The sequence below is a fragment of the Labrys sp. LIt4 genome (assembly GCF_017813775.1).
GTDB lineage: Bacteria > Pseudomonadota > Alphaproteobacteria > Rhizobiales > Labraceae > Labrys > Labrys okinawensis_A.
Genome location: NZ_JAGIPY010000022.1, coordinates 46050 through 62193, shown reverse-complemented (window position 1 = coordinate 62193; position 16144 = coordinate 46050). Strand labels below are relative to the sequence as shown.

Sequence of the window (16144 nt, the reverse complement as noted above, 5' to 3'; positions counted from 1 at the left end):
GCGCCCGTAAGGAACCAGACATGGCACGCGATACCACCGATCTCGTTTTCTGCGCCTTGGGCGGCATCGGCGAGATCGGCATGAACATGGCCCTCTATGGCTATGGCCCGGCAAACAAGCGCCAATGGCTGATGGTCGATTGCGGCGTGTCCTTTGCCGATGACAACCTGCCCGGCGTCGACCTCGTAATGCCCGACACCCGCTTCATCGAGGCCCAGCGCAAGAATCTCGTCGGTATCGTGATCACCCACGCGCACGAGGACCATTTCGGCGCCTTGATCCATCTGTGGCCCAAGCTGCAGGTGCCGGTCTACGCCACCAAGTTCACGGCAGCGCTGCTGGAAGCCAAGCGGCTGCACGAGCCCGATGCGCCCAAGCTCGATCTGCGCATCATTCCGTCCCAGGCGCGCCTCAATCTCGGGCCGTTCGACGTGGAGCTGATCAACGTCGCCCATTCCATTCCGGAATCCAACGCGCTGGCGATCCGCACCCCCGCCGGCATGGTCATCCATACCGGCGACTGGAAGATCGACGAGACGCCTGTGATCCCACCTATGACCGATGCCGCACGTCTCAAGGCGCTGGGCGATGAAGGCGTGCTGGCGCTGGTCTGCGATTCCACCAATGCCATTCGCGAGGGGCGTTCGCCCTCCGAGCGGGACGTCGCCAAGAGCCTGGGCGAGATCATCGCCGCCAAGAAGGGCAGGGTGGCGGTGACCACCTTTGCCTCCAATGTCGGGCGCATCCGCTCGATCGCCGAGGCGGCCATGGCCAATGATCGCAGCGTGGTGATCGTCGGGCGGGCCATGGAGCGGGTCTGCCAGGTCGCGCGCGAATGCGGCCTGCTCGATGGCATTCCCGATTTCCTCAGCCCGGAAAGCTACGGCTTCCTGCCGCGCGAGAAGGTCGTGTGTGTGCTCACCGGCAGCCAGGGCGAGCCGCGCGCCGCGTTGGCGCGCATCGCCCGCGGCGAGCACCCCGAGGTGACCCTTGCCAAGGGCGACACCGTGATCTTCTCCTCGCGCACCATCCCGGGCAATGAGAAGGCTGTCGGCAACATCATCAACGGGCTCGTCAAGCAGGGCGCGGAGATCGTCACCGACCGCAACCAGCTCGTGCATGTCTCCGGCCATCCGCGGCGCGGCGAACTCACCGATATGTATCACTGGACGCGCCCGAAGATCGCCATTCCCGTGCATGGCGAGGCCTGGCACTTGGCCGAACATGCCGAACTCGCTCGTTCGCTCGGCGTGCCGGAAGTGGTCGCGGCCGGCGACGGCCAGATCATCGCGCTGCGCGAAGGCGACACCAGGGTGGTGGACGAGGCGCCGACCGGTCGTATCTGCCTGGATGGCGACGTGCTCATCAGTGCTTCCGAGGAGACCATCCCCCAGCGCCGACGCCTATCCTGGTCCGGCGCGGTTTCGGTCGCGCTCGCTCTGTCGGAGAAAGGCGAGATCGTCAACGAGCCGGATGTGAAGTTCTCCGGCCTGCCGCTGCGTGTCGGCGATGGCCGCCTGATGGATGACGTCATCGCCGATGCCGCCCTGCTGGTGATCGACAGCCTGCCCAAGCCTAAGCGGCGCGATCCGGACGCCGTGGAACTGGCCGTGGAGCGCGCCGTGCGCTCGGCCGTGAACGCGGTATGGGGCAAGAAGCCGGTTTGTCATGTGATCGTGCTGGTGGTCTGATAGCCGGCCAGGAACCGCCGCATGGAAGCTCGCCGTGACAGCTGCAGATCGAACCAGTGCCGGCACCCGTCATAGTCGCAAGCCCGACGATGCCGAGGAGGGGCGCAACGGCTTTCAGCGCATCGCCCTGCTCTTACAGGGCGGGGGCGCGCTCGGCGCCTATCAGGCCGGCGCCTATCAGGCGCTTGAGGAGCGGGGCGTTCAGCCCAACTGGATCGCCGGCATTTCGATCGGCGCCATCAACGCTGCCCTGATCGCCGGCAACGCACCCGGCGAGCGCGTTGCCAAGCTCCGGCGCTTCTGGGAGATGGTGACGGACCCGCCCTTCGAACCGGCCCTGGAGTGGGTTCGCCTGTTTGCCCAGGAGGGGGATCGCCAGCACAAGCTGGTGAACCAGCTCCAGGCCGGCCAGGTTCTGCTGAAGGGCGCGCCGAAATTCTTCGAGCCCCGCTTTCCGCCGCCTTATTTCATGCCGGCCGGCTCGATCGGCGCCACCAGCTTCTATGATACCGCTCCCCTGAGGCAGACTCTGCTGCAACTGGTCGATTTCGATCGGCTCAACAGCGGCGAGACCCGCTTCGCCGTCGGGGCCGTCAACATCGCCACTGGCAACTTCGCCTATTTCGACAATGGCAACGGCACGGCGCGCATCACGCCGGACCATATCGTGGCAAGCGGCGCCTTGCCGCCGGGCTTTCCGCCGATCGAGATCGACGGGCAGTTCTACTGGGATGGCGGCCTGGTCTCGAACACGCCGCTGCAGTGGATCCTGGAGCAGCAGGATCTCGATACGCTCGCCTTCCAGGTCGATCTGTGGAATGCCCGCGGCGACATTCCCAAGGACATGGCCGAGGTCGAGGTCCGGCAGAAGGAAATCCAGTATTCCAGCCGCACCCGTGCCGCCACGACCCGGGCCCGCGACGATCAGCGCTTGCGCGGGGCTCTCAAGCGTATCCTGGCCAAGCTGCCGGCGGATTTCGGCTTGGAGGAGGATGTCGGCCTGCTCAGCAAGGCGATCGACCGGAAGAGCTGCAATGTGGTGCAGTTGATCTATCGGGCCCGCAAATATGAAGGGGCCAGCAAGGACTATGATTTCTCCCGCCTGATGATGGAGGAGCATTGGGCTTCGGGTTACGAGGATGCCCGCCATGCCCTCGGCCATCCGGAGATCTTCCACAAGCCGCGCAATGCCGAAGCGTTCGCCAGTTATGATTTTGGGCAGGGATAGAGGACTCTGGTGGGTCGATCTTCAGATCGACCATCTTCATCGCCCAGCGCAGCGTTTCCAAAATGGTCAATCTGGAGATTGACGTACCAGGTCTGCGCTCTCAAGTCGGGCCATGAGGCAATGTGCCGGCAGCCCCAAGATTTGTCCAAGATTTGCGGCTTGCCATTGCCGCCCTGGCGGCTCATATACGATCGCTTTCCCGCCTGATAACGAACGCACAGAGACGCCGATGCCTGCCTATCGTTCCCGTACCACCACCCATGGCCGCAACATGGCCGGTGCCCGTGGCCTGTGGCGCGCCACCGGCATGAAGGATGGGGATTTCGGCAAACCGATCATCGCGGTCGTCAACTCGTTCACGCAGTTCGTGCCCGGCCATGTCCATCTCAAGGATCTCGGGCAGCTGGTGGCCCGCGAGATCGAGCAGGCCGGCGGCGTCGCCAAGGAATTCAACACCATCGCCGTCGATGACGGTATCGCCATGGGCCATGACGGCATGCTCTACAGCCTGCCTTCGCGCGAGTTGATCGCCGACAGCGTGGAATACATGGTCAATGCCCATTGCGCCGATGCCATGGTCTGCATTTCCAATTGCGACAAGATCACGCCCGGCATGCTGATGGCTTCGCTGCGCCTCAACATTCCCACCGTCTTCGTATCGGGCGGGCCGATGGAAGCCGGCAAGGTCATCCTCGGCGGGCAGAAGAAGGCGCTCGATCTCGTCGACGCCATGGTCGCCGCCGCCGACGACAAGGTCTCCGACGAGGACGTCAAGGTGATCGAGCGCTCGGCCTGCCCGACCTGCGGCTCCTGTTCGGGCATGTTCACCGCCAATTCGATGAACTGCCTCACCGAGGCCCTCGGCCTCTCGCTGCCCGGCAATGGCTCCACACTCGCCACCCACGCCGATCGCAAGCGCCTTTTCGTCGAGGCCGGCCATCTCATCGTCGACCTGGCGCGGCGCTATTACGAGCAGAACGACGAGGGCGTGCTGCCGCGCAAGATCGCCAATTTCGGCGCTTTCGAGAATGCCATGACGCTCGACATTGCCATGGGCGGCTCGACCAACACGGTGCTGCACATCCTGGCGGCCGCCCATGAAGGCGAGATCCCCTTCACCATGGACGATATCGACCGGCTGTCGCGCCGCGTGCCGGTGCTGTGCAAGGTCGCTCCGGCCGTCAGTCATGTGCATATGGAGGACGTTCATCGCGCCGGCGGCATCATGGGCATTCTCGGCGAGCTCGACCGCGCCGGCCTGATCAACCGCGACCTGCCGACGGTCCATTCGGCCAGCATGGCGGAAGCCCTGGAACGTTGGGACGTCATGCGCACCAAGAGCGAGAGCGTGCGCGAATTCTTCAAGGCCGCGCCGGGCGGGGTTCCGACCCAGGTCGCCTTCAGCCAGGACCGGCGCTGGGACGATGTCGATGTCGACCGCGAGAAAGGCGTGATCCGCTCGGCCGAGCATGCCTATTCCAAAGATGGCGGCCTCGCCGTGCTCAAGGGCAATCTGGCGCTCGACGGCTGCATCGTGAAGACGGCCGGCGTCGATGAATCGATCCTGAAATTCGCTGGCCCGGCCGTGGTGTTCGAGAGCCAGGACGCGGCCGTGGACGGCATTCTCAACGGCAAGGTCAAGGCCGGCGATGTGGTCGTCATCCGCTACGAAGGACCGCGCGGCGGGCCGGGCATGCAGGAAATGCTGTATCCGACCAGCTATCTGAAGTCGAAGGGCCTTGGCAAGGCCTGCGCCCTGATCACCGATGGCCGCTTCTCCGGCGGCACGTCGGGCCTGTCGATCGGCCATGCCTCACCGGAAGCCGAAGAGGGTGGCATCATCGGCCTGGTCGAGCCGGGCGATCGCATCGAGATCGACATTCCCAACCGTTCCATCGTGCTGGCCGTGCCGGAAGCCGAGCTTGAGCGCCGCCGTGCCGCCAAGGGCGCCGCACCCTGGCGCCCGGCCGCGCCGCGCAAGCGCAAGGTCACCACGGCGCTGCGGGCCTATGCCGCCATGGCCACCAGCGCCGCCAAGGGTGCCGTGCGCCAGGTGCCGGATTTCGACTGAATCTGATGTGCCGGTTTCCTGACCGGCACTTTCTTCCTGGGACCGCCGGCTTCTAGAGCAATAAGCATTCACGCTTGAACGCGCTTTGCTCTAGAAGCCGGCGGTCCCAGGAAGTCCTCAGCTTCCCTTCGCCAGTCTCTCCAGCGCCTCGCCCGCCAGCCGGCAGCCGATCCATTCCTTGCGCAGCACGGCCCCCTGTCTTTCATAGAAACCGATGGCCGGCTCGTTCCAGTCGAGCACGGACCATTCGAGGCGCCCCAGATTCTCGGAGACGCAGCGCTGGGCGAGATGGCTGAGCAGGGCTTGGCCGATGCCGTGGCCGCGATAGGCGTCACGGACGAACAGGTCTTCCAGATAGATGCCGTGGCGGCCGAGGAAGGTCGAGTAGCTATAGAACCACAGGGCAAAGCCGGCCGTCTCCCCTTGCCATTCGGCGATCTCGCAGAAGACGCGTGGATTGGCGGCGAACAGGCTGGCGCTGATGTCGCCTTCGGTGGCGACAGCCTCGTGCTCGAGCTTCTCGTAGAGTGCCAGGCTGCGGATCAAGGCCAGGATGGTCTTGGTGTCTGCCGGTTGCGCCCGGCGGATGGTCAGGGACATGTCGTGCTCCAACAAAAGCTCGCCCAACAAAAAGCCCGCCGTGGAAGGCGGGCTGGCTGTGTGGCCTCAAATCAGGATCTCGTCAGCCCTTAGGCCGCGTCGATATCGTTCAGGCCGAGGCGCTTGTCGAGATAGGATGAACAGGACGCGATCAATTCGTCCGTCTTGTTGTCGAAGAAATGGTTGGCACCGGCGATGACCGACTGCTCGATGACGATGCCCTTCTGGGTCTTGAGCTTGGAAACCAGCGTTTCGACATCCTTGAGCGGCGCCACGCGATCGGCATCGCCATGCACGATCAGGCCGGAGGACGGGCAGGGGGCGAGGAAGGAGAAGTCGAAGCGGTTGGCGGGCGGGGCTACCGAGATGAAACCTTCGATTTCCGGGCGGCGCATCAGGAGCTGCATGCCGATCCAGGCCCCGAACGAGACACCGGCGATCCAGCAGGACTTGGCGTCGGGCGTCACCGCCTGCACCCAGTCGAGCGCGGAGGCGGCATCGGAAAGTTCACCGGCGCCATGGTCGAAGGAGCCCTGGCTGCGCCCAACGCCGCGGAAGTTGAAGCGCAGGGCCGAAAAACCGCGCTGCACGAAGGCATAGAACAGATCGTAGACGATCTTGTTGTTCATCGTCCCGCCAAATTGCGGATGCGGATGCAGGACGATCGCAATGGGGGCTCCACGCTGCTTGGACGGCTGGAAGCGGCCTTCGATGCGGCCTGCCGGGCCGGTGAACGTAACTTCGGGCATATATTGAGTTGCCTTTTTCGTGTGCCAGAGCAGAGCTCGGTTGATCCGAACGGTTCTCATCAGTCGAGTTTCGCGAGAACTTCGAAACCTCGCAGATATCCGGGCCCTCCCTGGGACGGACCACGAAGTCCCGCCTGGGATTCGCGCTCCGGCTCCGATGACTGGCCTTGACGGCTGAGGGAGGCAGGAGTATGACTTTAGAATAATTCTAATGGCTTAGAATCGCTCTAAAGTAGCTCATCGCTTTGATGCGATGCGCTCTGATCCATGCGCCGATGAGGACGCATTGCACCCAGCCCGCGTTCGGGTAGCGCTTCTTAACACGAAGAGCAGGGCGTTTTGCAAGCTTTTCCGCATTGGCAGAGCGGCAAAACAACGGATTTTTGAGGTTTGACCAGGTCGCGCACCTATCTGGACCACAATGCAACCACGCCGTTGCGGCAGGAGGCTCGCGCCGCCATGCTGTCCGCGCTGGATCTTTGCGGTGCGCCGTCTTCCGTCCATGCGGATGGCCGCGCGGTACGCAAGGTGGTGGAGGCGGCGCGTCATGACGTCGCCGATCTGGTCGGTGCGTTGCCCAAGAATGTGGTTTTTTGCGCCTCCGCGACGGAAGCCAACAATCTGGCCCTCAATCTCGACTGGCAACGCCCCGGCAAGCCTCCCCTTCGGCGCATGGCTGTGTCCAGCGTGGAGCATGCCAGCGTGTTGAGTGGCGTGCATCCGCAGAACACGGAACTCGACCTGCTTCCGGTTGACGGGAATGGAGTACTCGACCTCCGCGCGCTCGAGGCCCGGCTTGACGCCTGGCGCGAACGCGGAGAGACGGGTCTCGTTTCGGTGATGCTGGCCAATAACGAGACCGGCGTGGTGCAACCGGTGGCCGAGATTGCCGCTCGCGTGCGTGAAGCTGGCGGTCTGTTTCATTGCGACGCCGCGCAGGCGGCGGGAAAGATTTCATTTTCAATCAATGAGATCGGGGCCGATCTTCTAACGATTTCGAGCCATAAGCTCGGTGGCCCCCTCGGCGCCGGTGCTCTGGTGCTGGGCAGTGATGGTTTGCACCAGCCCAATGCCCTCATCCGCGGCGGCGGCCAGGAGAAGGGATTGCGGGCCGGGACCGAGAACGTGCCGGCGCTGGCCGGATTCGGCGCTGCGGCGCGCGCTGCGGCGCGCGATCTCGCCCATTATGGCGAGGCCAGCCTTGTGCTGCGTTCCCGCCTGGAGCAGGCCCTGCGCGAAATCTCGCCCGATTTGGTCGTGTTCGGCGGAGGGGCGCGGCGCCTGCCCAACACGCTCAACTTCGCCGAGCCGGGGATGGCGGCGGAAACGACATTGATCGCGCTGGATCTTGAGGGTATTTCCGTCTCCTCGGGATCTGCCTGCTCGTCGGGCAAGGTGAAGGTCAGCCATGTGCTGACGGCGATGGGCGTGGCGCCGGCGCTGGCCGGTTGCGCCTTGCGCGTGTCGCTGGGACGGGAAACCACAGTCCAAGAGATCGAGTTTTTCGCCGCGGCCTGGAAAAGGCTGCGCAAGAACTTACATGACAGAAGGCATCGGGCGGCTTAAATCCCTGTCCGATCTGTAAAATTTGCTGCTTTCGAGCAGCGCCAGGAGACCAACATGCCTGCAGTCCAGGAAACCGTCGAACAGGTCCGGGCGATCGACGTCGACCAGTATAAATATGGCTTCGTCACGGACATCGAGATGGAGCTTGCGCCCAAAGGCCTGTCCGAAGAGATCGTACGTTACATCTCGGCCAAGAAGGGCGAGCCTGACTGGATGACCGAATGGCGCCTTGACGCTTACCGGCGCTGGATCACCATGCAGGAGCCGACCTGGGCCCGTGTCGAATATCCGCCGATCGATTTCCAGGATCTCTACTACTATGCGGCGCCCAAGCAGAACGCCGCGCCGAAATCGCTCGACGAGATCGATCCGGCCATCCTCAAGACCTATGAGAAGCTCGGCATTCCCCTGCGCGAGGTCGAGATCCTCGAAGGCGTGGCGCCGGCCAACCGCATTGCCGTCGATGCGGTGTTCGACTCGGTGTCCGTCGTCACCACCTTCAAGGAGGAATTGAAGAAGGCCGGTGTGATCTTCTGCTCGATCTCCGAGGCGCTGCGCGAGCATCCGGACCTGGTGAAGAAATATCTCGGCACTGTCGTGCCGACCACCGACAATTTCTACGCGACGCTGAACTCGGCCGTGTTCTCGGACGGTTCCTTCGTCTATGTGCCGCCGGGCGTGCGCTGCCCGATGGAGTTGTCGACTTATTTCCGCATCAACGAGGAAAAGACCGGCCAGTTCGAGCGCACTTTGATCATTGCCGACAAGGGCGCCTATGTCTCCTATCTCGAAGGCTGCACGGCACCGCGCCGGGACGAAAACCAGTTGCACGCCGCCGTGGTCGAGCTGATCGCGCTCGATGACGCGGAGATCAAATATTCCACGGTGCAGAACTGGTATCCGGGCGACTCCGAGGGCAAGGGCGGCATCTACAATTTCGTAACCAAGCGCGGCGATTGCCGCGGCGCGCGCTCTAAGATCTCCTGGACGCAGGTCGAGACCGGCTCCGCCATCACCTGGAAGTATCCATCCTGCATCCTGCGCGGCGAGGGCTCCCAGGGCGAGTTCTATTCGATCGCCGTGTCGAATGGCCGCCAGCAGGTCGATAGCGGCACCAAGATGATCCATCTGGGCAAGAACACCAAGAGCCGGATCATCTCCAAGGGCATTTCGGCCGGCCACTCCAACAACACCTATCGCGGCCTCGTCTCGGCCCATCGCAAGGCAACGGGCGCCCGCAACTTCACCAATTGCGATTCGCTGCTGATCGGCGAGCACTGCGGGGCGCACACCGTGCCCTATATCGAGTCGAAGAACTCGACCGCCGTGTTCGAGCATGAGGCCACCACCTCGAAGATCTCCGACGACCAGCTGTTCTACTGCCTCCAGCGCGGCCTGTCGGCCGAGGAGGCCACGGCGCTGATCGTCAACGGTTTCGTCAAGGACGTGCTTCAGCACCTGCCGATGGAATTCGCGGTCGAAGCGCAGAAGCTCATTTCCATCAGCCTCGAAGGCAGTGTCGGCTGAGCCGGCGCATCCCATCTTTCACGCTGCGGCGTCACTATTTCTAGGAACTCTACGATGCTCGAAATCAAGAACCTCCATGCCGAAATCGACGGCAAGCCGATCATCCAGGGGCTGAGCCTCACGGTGAAGGATGGCGAAGTCGCGGCGATCATGGGCCCGAACGGCTCCGGCAAGTCGACGCTGTCCTATATCCTGGCCGGCAAGGAAGACTATGAGGTTACCGAGGGCGAGATCCTGCTCGACGGCGAGAACATCCTCGAGATCCCGGTCGAGGAGCGCGCCGCGCGCGGCGTCTTCCTGGCCTTCCAGTACCCGCTCGAAATTCCGGGCGTTGCAACCATGACCTTCCTGAAGGCCGCCTTGAACGCCCAGCGCAAGGCGCGCAGCGAGGCCGAACTCTCGACGCCGGACTTCATCAAGCGCGTGAACAGTGCGGCCGATGAGCTTAAGATCTCGAAGGAAATGCTCCGCCGCGCCTTCAATGTCGGCTTCTCCGGCGGCGAAAAGAAGCGCATGGAGATCCTGCAGATGGCGCTGCTGCAGCCGAGCCTCGCGGTGCTCGACGAGACCGATTCCGGCCTCGACATCGACGCGCTGCGCATCGTGGCCGACGGCGTCAATGCGCTGCGCTCGCCCAAGCGCTCCTTCATCGTCATCACCCACTATCAGCGCCTGCTCAACCACATCGTCCCCGATAGCGTGCATGTCCTCTCCAAGGGCCGCATCGTGAAGTCGGGCGGCAAGGAACTGGCGCTCGAGCTCGAAGCCAACGGCTATCGCGACTACGAGGAAGCTGCGTAACCATGGCCAATATCGTTGCTGTGAAAACTTCGGCCGAGACGGCATTGGACGAGGCCTTCGGTGGCCTGCGCGAGGCGCTGCCCGGCGCCGCGGCTGTGCGTGGCCTGCGCGACGGGGCCATTGCCCGTTTCCGCGAGAGCGGCTTGCCCCATCGCCGGGTCGAGGAATGGAAATATACCGATCTGCGTAACCTGATGCGCGACGCCAATCCCGTCGCGACCAGCCCGCAGGGCACGCCTGCTGCGGCCGGCCGGGCGGAGGATTTTCTCGCCGGGCTCGACCATATTCGCCTGGTCGTCGTCGACGGTGCCTATTCCCCGACGCTGTCGAACATTGCCGCACTGCCGGCCGGGCTGAAGGTGACTTCCCTCGCCGAGGCGCTCGCCTCGACCGACGATGCGCTCATCGCCGATCTCAGTGCCGGAGCGCCTGACAACGCGGTGCTCGATCTCAACACCGCCTTCATGAGCGACGGCGTGGTGGTGAGCGTCGAGGCAGGCGTCGAGATCGGTCTGCCGGTCGCCATCGAGACCCGTCATACCGGTGCCGTGCCGCAGGCGACCTTCACGCGCTCGCTCGTGGTGCTGGGCGCCGGCGCCAAGCTGACGCTGATCGACAGCTATGAGGGGCCGGAGGGCGTCGCCCATCAGACCAATGCGGCCCTTGCCGTCAAGGTTGGCGACGGGGCCGAGCTGCAGCGCATCAGCTTCCAGGTTCAGGGGCTGGAAGCGCAGCATATCTCCACCGTGCTGGCCTCGCTCGGCAAGGAAGCCGTGTTGCAGAGCTTCGCCCTGGAGGCGGGGGCCGCCGTTGCACGCAACCAGCTCTTCGTCACCTATCGGGGCGACGATGCCAAGATCGTGCTGTCGGGCGCCACGCTGCTGGCCGGCAAGCGCCATGCCGACACCACTTTGGTGGTGGATCATACGGCACTTGGCGGTGAGAGCCGCGAGCTTTTCCACGCGGTGATCGACGACGAGGCCCGCTCGGTGTTCCAGGGCAAGATCGTGGTTCGCCCCGGCGCGCAGAAGACCGACGGCCGCATGATGAGCCGGTCGCTGCTGCTGTCTGAAACGGCAGAGGCCAACGCCAAGCCGGAACTCGAAATCTTTGCCGACGACGTGGTGTGCGCCCATGGCGCAACCTGCGGCGCCCTGGACGAGGATCTCCTGTTCTATTGCAAGGCCCGCGGCATCCCGCAGAAGGAGGCCGAGGCGATCCTCGTCCAGGCTTTCGTCGGCGAGGCCATCGAGACGGTGGAGAACGAGGACCTGCGCGATCGCCTCAATGCGCTCACGCTGGCCTGGCTCGACAAGCGGGTCTGACCGGAGTGTCGACCTCTGGTCGGCATTCTCTGCCATGTTCTTGAAGGAAAACATGGCGGCCTCGCTCCGTCGACCGATGGGGCCAGGGCGCCACTCCCAAAGAGGAACTCTTGCCGTGAACAAGCCCGTCGCCGCACTTCCTTATGACCTGACCAAGGTCCGTGCCGACTTTCCGGCCCTGTCGCTGCAGGTTCACGGCAAGCCTCTGGTCTATCTCGACAATGGTGCCTCCGCGCAGAAGCCCCAGGCGGTTCTCGATCGCATGATGCACGCCTATACCCATGAATATGCGAATGTTCACAGGGGCTTGCACTATCTGGCAAATGCGGCGACGGAGGCCTATGAGGCTGGACGCGAGAGTGTACGCAAATTCCTCAACGCCCCCTCGGTCGAGCAGATCGTCTTCTCGCGCTCGGCCACGGAATCGCTCAATCTGGTCGCCGCCTCCATGGGGCGGCTGCTCGAGATCGGCGAGGGGGACGAGATCGTGCTCTCGATCATGGAGCATCATTCCAACATCGTGCCCTGGCACTTCCATCGCGAACGGGCCGGCGCCGTGCTGAAATGGGCGCCGATCCGCGAGGACGGCTCCTTCGATCTCGAGGCTTTCGAAAAACTCTTGGGGCCGCGCACCAAGATGGTGGCGATCACCCATATGTCGAACGTGCTGGGCACGGTGACCCCGCTCAAGGACATCGTCGCCCTGGCCCATGCCCGCGGCATTCCGGTATTGGCCGACGGCAGCCAGGGCGCCGTGCATCTCGACGTCGACGTGCAGGATCTCGACGTCGATTTCTATGCCTTCACCGGCCACAAGGTCTATGGCCCGACCGGCATCGGCGTGCTCTACGGCAAGAAGGAATGGCTGGAGCGGATGCCGCCCTTCAACGGTGGTGGCGAGATGATCGGCGAGGTGACCGAGGACAACATCACCTATGCCACGCCGCCCCATCGCTTCGAGGCCGGCACGCCCCCGATCGTGCAGGCGATCGGCCTGGGTGCAGCCCTGGACTATATGATGGCGCTTGGGCGGGACAATATCCGGGCTCACGAGGAGAAGCTTCTCCATTATGCCCAGGAGCGACTGTCCAAGCTGAATTCGATCCGGATTTTCGGCGAGGCGCCGGGCAAGGGCGGTATCGTCTCCTTCGAGTTGAAGAACGCCCATGCCCACGACGTGGCGACCGTGCTGGACCGCTATGGTATCGCGGTGCGCGCAGGAACGCATTGCGCTCAGCCGCTTTTGGCGCGATATGGCGTAACTTCGACCTGCCGCGCATCCTTCGGGCTTTACAATACGCTCGACGAGGTAGATGCACTGGTCGAGGCGCTGATCAAGGCGCAGAGCTTTTTCGCATGACGGAGGCAGTGATGGCCGACGGAAATCTGGCCGAGACCCGGCCCAATGAACCGGCTGTCGCAGGGGCGACAGCCTTGCCGCCGGAAGAGATCGACCGGTTGACCGACGCAATCGTGGCTGCTCTCAAGACGGTGTACGATCCGGAAATCCCGGCCGACATCTACGAACTTGGCCTGATCTACCGTGTCGAGATCGGCGATGATCGCAAGGTCAGCATCGACATGACGCTGACGGCGCCCGGCTGCCCCGTCGCGGGCGAAATGCCCGGCTGGGTCGAGAATGCCGTCGGAAGCGTTCCCGGCGTTTCCGAAGTCCAGGTGAAGATGGTCTTCGATCCGCCGTGGGACCAGTCGCGCATGTCCGACGAGGCGCGGGTCGCGCTGGACATGTGGTGATCGGTGGGCTGGTCTTCAGACCAGCCTGAAACGCCATGCGTGTTAAAGAGGCTAAGCGGGTCTGAAGACCCGTCCCCCAACCCTCTCGCATTCGAGCCGAGTCGCGCTTATATTCGTCGGGTAAACCGAGCGCCGGGCCTTGAACCCGGTGTTGTTGGAGTGTTCCAGTGAACAAGATCCGTCCGAAGTTCAAGGTCGTTTCGCTGACCGATGCCGCGGCCGAGAAGATCAAGGCCATCATGGCCGCTGCTGAGCGGCCCTATGAAGGTGTGCGCGTCGGCGTCAAGAATGGTGGTTGTGCCGGCATGTCCTACACGATGGAATATGCTGAAGCCGCCAACCCGCTCGACGAAGTGGTCGAGGACAAGGGCGTCAAGGTCCTGATCGATCCCAAGGCCGTGCTGTTCCTGCTCGGCACCGAGATGGACTACAAGACCGACAAGCTGTCGGCGCAGTTCGTCTTCAACAACCCGAACCAGACCTCGGCCTGCGGCTGCGGCGAGTCGGTCGCGATCACGCCGGCATCGAGTGGCGCGCTGGAAGCGACGGCCTGAGACCGTCGGCGCATGGATCACGAGCATCTGCGCGACCTCTTCGCCGGCATGCCGCGTCTATCCATCCGCCGCATGTTCGGTGGGGTCGGCCTTTATTCCGACGGCGTGGTCTTCGCGCTCGGCGCTTTCGATGAGATCTGGATCAAGGTGGATGCCGAGGTCCAGCCCTTGTTCGAGCAGGCGGGTTCGCGACCCTTTCGCTATCGGGGCAAGAACCGCGACGTGCAGCTGCCTTATTGGAGCTTGCCGGACGCTGCACTCGACGATCCGGACGAAGCCCTGAAGTGGGGCCGTCTGGGTTTGGCTGCGTCCTTGCGCGCGCCGAAGCGGGCGTCTAAAGCAAAACGTTCCAGGAAGAGCGCGCCGCAGCCCGCGTGAGTGCCCTCCTTTTCGTCGATATCGGACCATTGCCATGTCCATCGTGCTCTCGATCGCCCTGTTCTTCGTCATCTGGTGGATGACCTTGTTCGCCGTGCTGCCGCTTGGCGTGAAGAGCCAGTTCGAAGGCGGCGAGGTGGTGCCGGGCACCGAGGCCGGGGCGCCGCAAAGGCCGATGCTGCTGAAGAAGGCGGGCATCACGACGGTGATCGCCGTGGCGATCTTCATCTGCGTCTATCTCGTCGTGTCGAAACATTGGATGCCGCACCAGATCTTCGACATCGTACCGGACCTGAAGCAATAATGGCTGTGCTCTCACGCGATGTCGGCCCGCAGGATCATGTGAAGGGGCCTGCCGACGCCCCGGTCACCCTGGTCGAATATGGCGATTTCGAATGCCCCTATTGCGGGGAGACCGTTGGCGTGATCGACGGCGTGCAGCGTTTGATGGGCGACAGGCTGCGCTATGTCTTCCGCCATTTCCCCTTGGTCGAGCCACATCCCTTTGCCTTGCATGCCGCCGGCCTGGCCGAGGCGGCGGCCGAAGTCGGCCGATTCTGGGAGGCGCATCGCATCCTCTACGACAACCAGCATGCGCTTGATGACAGGGCCCTGCGCAGCTACGGACGCCGGCTCGGTCTTGGCCAGGACGCCGTCGAGGCTGCCCTGGGCGGGCGCTACGCCGCCAGGATCGAGCTCGATTTCCAGAGCGGCATCGCCAGCGGCGTGAATGCGACGCCGACTCTGTTCATCAATGGCGTTCGTCATGATGGCCGCCGCGACCTCCGCGGGCTGCATGCGGCGCTGCTGGCTGCTGCAGAAAACCGAAACTGAACCCGCTGCCGCGGCACCTCAATGCTGCAGCACGATCTTGCCGAAATGCGTGCCGCCAGCGAGATGGCGCAAGGCTTCGCCGATATCCATCCAGGGATAGCAGCGATCGATCACGGGCCGGATCCGGCCGGCGTCGATGGCCCGCGCCATCGCCTCGAAGGAGGCGCGTGAACCCACTGGAATGCCCCGCACCGTCACCTGGCGCCGGAAGATATCGAGCGGATTGATGGTTCCCTCGGTGCCGCCGAGATAGCCGATCACACTGATCTGGCCGCCGCGGCGTACGGCCTTCAGCGACCGTGCGAAACTGTCGGGACCACCGACCTCCAGGACATGGTCGACACCTCGCCCCTGCGTGAGCTCGATCACGGCGTCGGCCCATTGCGGGTGCCTGCGATAGTTCACTCCGGCCGCCGCCCCGAGCGCCCTGGCGCGCTCGATCTTTTCGTCGCTGCTCGATGTAACGATGACGCGGGCGCCGGCATTGACGGCAAATTGCAGGGCGAAGATCGAAACACCACCGGTACCGAGCACGAGGATGGTGTCGCCCGCATGGAGGCGGCCCTCGGTGACCAGACTGTGCCATGCCGTCACGCCGGCGCAGGGCAGGGTGGCTGCTTCGAGGTCGGTAAGGTGGGCGGGTGCTGGCACGACAGCCTGTTCGTCGAGGGCGGCATATTCGGTCAGCAGCCCGTCCAGGGGACCGCCGCGCTGGTAGCTCGGCTCGGCCATATCGAAACTGCCGCCGACCCAGCGCTGCCAGAAGGTGCTGCAGACCCTGTCGCCGATCGCCACGCGGCTGACCTCCTCCCCGATCGCCACCACTTCGCCGACGCCGTCCGAGATCGGGATCAGCGGCAGGGGGAAGCGGGTGTGATAGCTGCCGCGGATGATCTCGAGATCGCGGTAGTTGAGAGCTGTCGCCCTGATGCGCACGATTACTTCCTGGCGTCGCGGGGTCGGCATCGGCCGCTCGACCAGTCGCAGATTGCCGATGCCCGGCTCGCCTTCGATGACGATGGCTTTCATTCTTGTCTCCTTGCCCATTGGGCTTGGCAAGGATGC

The 16144-nt window shown here is 63.8% G+C and carries 16 protein-coding genes; 13 read left to right on the top strand and 3 right to left on the bottom strand.

The annotated features are described in order from the left end of the window. The first annotated feature begins 20 nt into the window (after window positions 1-20). From J8I29_RS26885 to ilvD, 3 genes are all read left to right on the top strand, one after another. A complete protein-coding gene (locus J8I29_RS26885) occupies window positions 21-1691 on the top strand; it encodes a ribonuclease J (RefSeq protein WP_209434008.1) in 1671 nt (556 codons plus the stop codon). A 34-nt stretch (window positions 1692-1725) separates the two neighbouring features. Next, window positions 1726-2919 carry a patatin-like phospholipase family protein gene (locus tag J8I29_RS26880; protein ID WP_209434007.1) on the top strand — a complete coding sequence of 398 codons (1194 nt, stop codon included), beginning with the start codon at window positions 1726-1728 and terminating at the stop codon, window positions 2917-2919. Window positions 2920-3148: 229 nt separating this feature from the next. After that, the gene (gene ilvD, locus J8I29_RS26875; RefSeq protein WP_209434006.1) at window positions 3149-4990 is read left to right on the top strand and encodes a dihydroxy-acid dehydratase; all 1842 of its coding nucleotides are present in this window, start codon (window positions 3149-3151) and stop codon (window positions 4988-4990) included. 117 nt (window positions 4991-5107) lie between these two features. Here ilvD and J8I29_RS26870 read toward each other — a convergent pair whose 3' ends face one another. Continuing rightward, window positions 5108-5590 (bottom strand): GNAT family N-acetyltransferase, encoded by a 483-nt coding sequence (locus J8I29_RS26870; protein WP_209434005.1) that lies wholly within the window; start codon window positions 5588-5590, stop codon window positions 5108-5110. A gap of 89 nt (window positions 5591-5679) precedes the next feature. Continuing rightward, window positions 5680-6339, bottom strand: a complete 660-nt coding sequence (locus J8I29_RS26865; RefSeq protein WP_105862965.1) for an alpha/beta hydrolase — start codon at window positions 6337-6339, stop codon at window positions 5680-5682. A gap of 390 nt (window positions 6340-6729) precedes the next feature. Between J8I29_RS26865 and J8I29_RS26860 the strand changes: the two genes are divergently transcribed. From J8I29_RS26860 to J8I29_RS26815, 10 genes are all read left to right on the top strand, one after another. Next, window positions 6730-7905 (top strand): cysteine desulfurase family protein, encoded by a 1176-nt coding sequence (locus J8I29_RS26860; protein WP_209434004.1) that lies wholly within the window; start codon window positions 6730-6732, stop codon window positions 7903-7905. A 54-nt stretch (window positions 7906-7959) separates the two neighbouring features. Continuing rightward, a complete protein-coding gene (gene sufB / locus J8I29_RS26855) occupies window positions 7960-9432 on the top strand; it encodes a Fe-S cluster assembly protein SufB (protein WP_209434003.1) in 1473 nt (490 codons plus the stop codon). A gap of 54 nt (window positions 9433-9486) precedes the next feature. Then, complete coding sequence (gene sufC / locus J8I29_RS26850) at window positions 9487-10233, top strand: Fe-S cluster assembly ATPase SufC (protein ID WP_209434002.1); 747 nt, start codon at window positions 9487-9489, stop codon at window positions 10231-10233. A gap of 2 nt (window positions 10234-10235) precedes the next feature. Next, entirely contained in the window at window positions 10236-11558 is a 1323-nt protein-coding gene (sufD, locus tag J8I29_RS26845; RefSeq protein WP_105862969.1) for a Fe-S cluster assembly protein SufD, read from the top strand. A 115-nt stretch (window positions 11559-11673) separates the two neighbouring features. Further along, window positions 11674-12918 (top strand): cysteine desulfurase, encoded by a 1245-nt coding sequence (locus J8I29_RS26840; RefSeq protein ID WP_245443402.1) that lies wholly within the window; start codon window positions 11674-11676, stop codon window positions 12916-12918. A gap of 11 nt (window positions 12919-12929) precedes the next feature. Then, window positions 12930-13313, top strand: coding sequence for an SUF system Fe-S cluster assembly protein (locus J8I29_RS26835; RefSeq protein ID WP_105862971.1), 384 nt, complete (start codon window positions 12930-12932; stop codon window positions 13311-13313). Between the two features lie 176 nt (window positions 13314-13489). Beyond that, window positions 13490-13867 carry an iron-sulfur cluster assembly accessory protein gene (locus J8I29_RS26830; protein ID WP_209434024.1) on the top strand — a complete coding sequence of 126 codons (378 nt, stop codon included), beginning with the start codon at window positions 13490-13492 and terminating at the stop codon, window positions 13865-13867. A 12-nt stretch (window positions 13868-13879) separates the two neighbouring features. Beyond that, on the top strand, window positions 13880-14245 hold the full coding sequence (locus J8I29_RS26825) for a TfoX/Sxy family protein (protein ID WP_105862972.1): 366 nt from the start codon (window positions 13880-13882) through the stop codon (window positions 14243-14245). Between the two features lie 34 nt (window positions 14246-14279). Further along, complete coding sequence (locus tag J8I29_RS26820) at window positions 14280-14549, top strand: DUF1467 family protein (RefSeq protein WP_209434001.1); 270 nt, start codon at window positions 14280-14282, stop codon at window positions 14547-14549. Next, window positions 14549-15079 carry a thioredoxin domain-containing protein gene (locus J8I29_RS26815; protein ID WP_209434000.1) on the top strand — a complete coding sequence of 177 codons (531 nt, stop codon included), beginning with the start codon at window positions 14549-14551 and terminating at the stop codon, window positions 15077-15079. Before J8I29_RS26820 ends, J8I29_RS26815 begins: the two co-directional genes overlap by 1 nt. An 18-nt stretch (window positions 15080-15097) precedes the next feature. On the opposite strand, the gene J8I29_RS26810 is transcribed toward J8I29_RS26815, so the two are convergent. Beyond that, window positions 15098-16108: an NAD(P)-dependent alcohol dehydrogenase gene (locus tag J8I29_RS26810; protein WP_209433999.1), complete on the bottom strand. Its 1011-nt coding sequence runs from the start codon at window positions 16106-16108 to the stop codon at window positions 15098-15100. Window positions 16109-16144 lie beyond the last annotated feature (36 nt).

Coding starts and splice junctions, on each gene's coding strand:
- sufB (WP_209434003.1), top strand. CDS start 7,960: ATGCCTGCAGTCCAGGAAACCGTCGAACAGGTCCGGGCGATCGACGTC.
- sufD (WP_105862969.1), top strand. CDS start 10,236: ATGGCCAATATCGTTGCTGTGAAAACTTCGGCCGAGACGGCATTGGAC.
- J8I29_RS26865 (WP_105862965.1), bottom strand. CDS start 6,339: ATGCCCGAAGTTACGTTCACCGGCCCGGCAGGCCGCATCGAAGGCCGC.
- J8I29_RS26885 (WP_209434008.1), top strand. CDS start 21: ATGGCACGCGATACCACCGATCTCGTTTTCTGCGCCTTGGGCGGCATC.
- J8I29_RS26825 (WP_105862972.1), top strand. CDS start 13,880: ATGGATCACGAGCATCTGCGCGACCTCTTCGCCGGCATGCCGCGTCTA.
- sufC (WP_209434002.1), top strand. CDS start 9,487: ATGCTCGAAATCAAGAACCTCCATGCCGAAATCGACGGCAAGCCGATC.
- J8I29_RS26820 (WP_209434001.1), top strand. CDS start 14,280: ATGTCCATCGTGCTCTCGATCGCCCTGTTCTTCGTCATCTGGTGGATG.
- J8I29_RS26815 (WP_209434000.1), top strand. CDS start 14,549: ATGGCTGTGCTCTCACGCGATGTCGGCCCGCAGGATCATGTGAAGGGG.
- J8I29_RS26835 (WP_105862971.1), top strand. CDS start 12,930: ATGGCCGACGGAAATCTGGCCGAGACCCGGCCCAATGAACCGGCTGTC.
- ilvD (WP_209434006.1), top strand. CDS start 3,149: ATGCCTGCCTATCGTTCCCGTACCACCACCCATGGCCGCAACATGGCC.
- J8I29_RS26870 (WP_209434005.1), bottom strand. CDS start 5,590: ATGTCCCTGACCATCCGCCGGGCGCAACCGGCAGACACCAAGACCATC.
- J8I29_RS26810 (WP_209433999.1), bottom strand. CDS start 16,108: ATGAAAGCCATCGTCATCGAAGGCGAGCCGGGCATCGGCAATCTGCGA.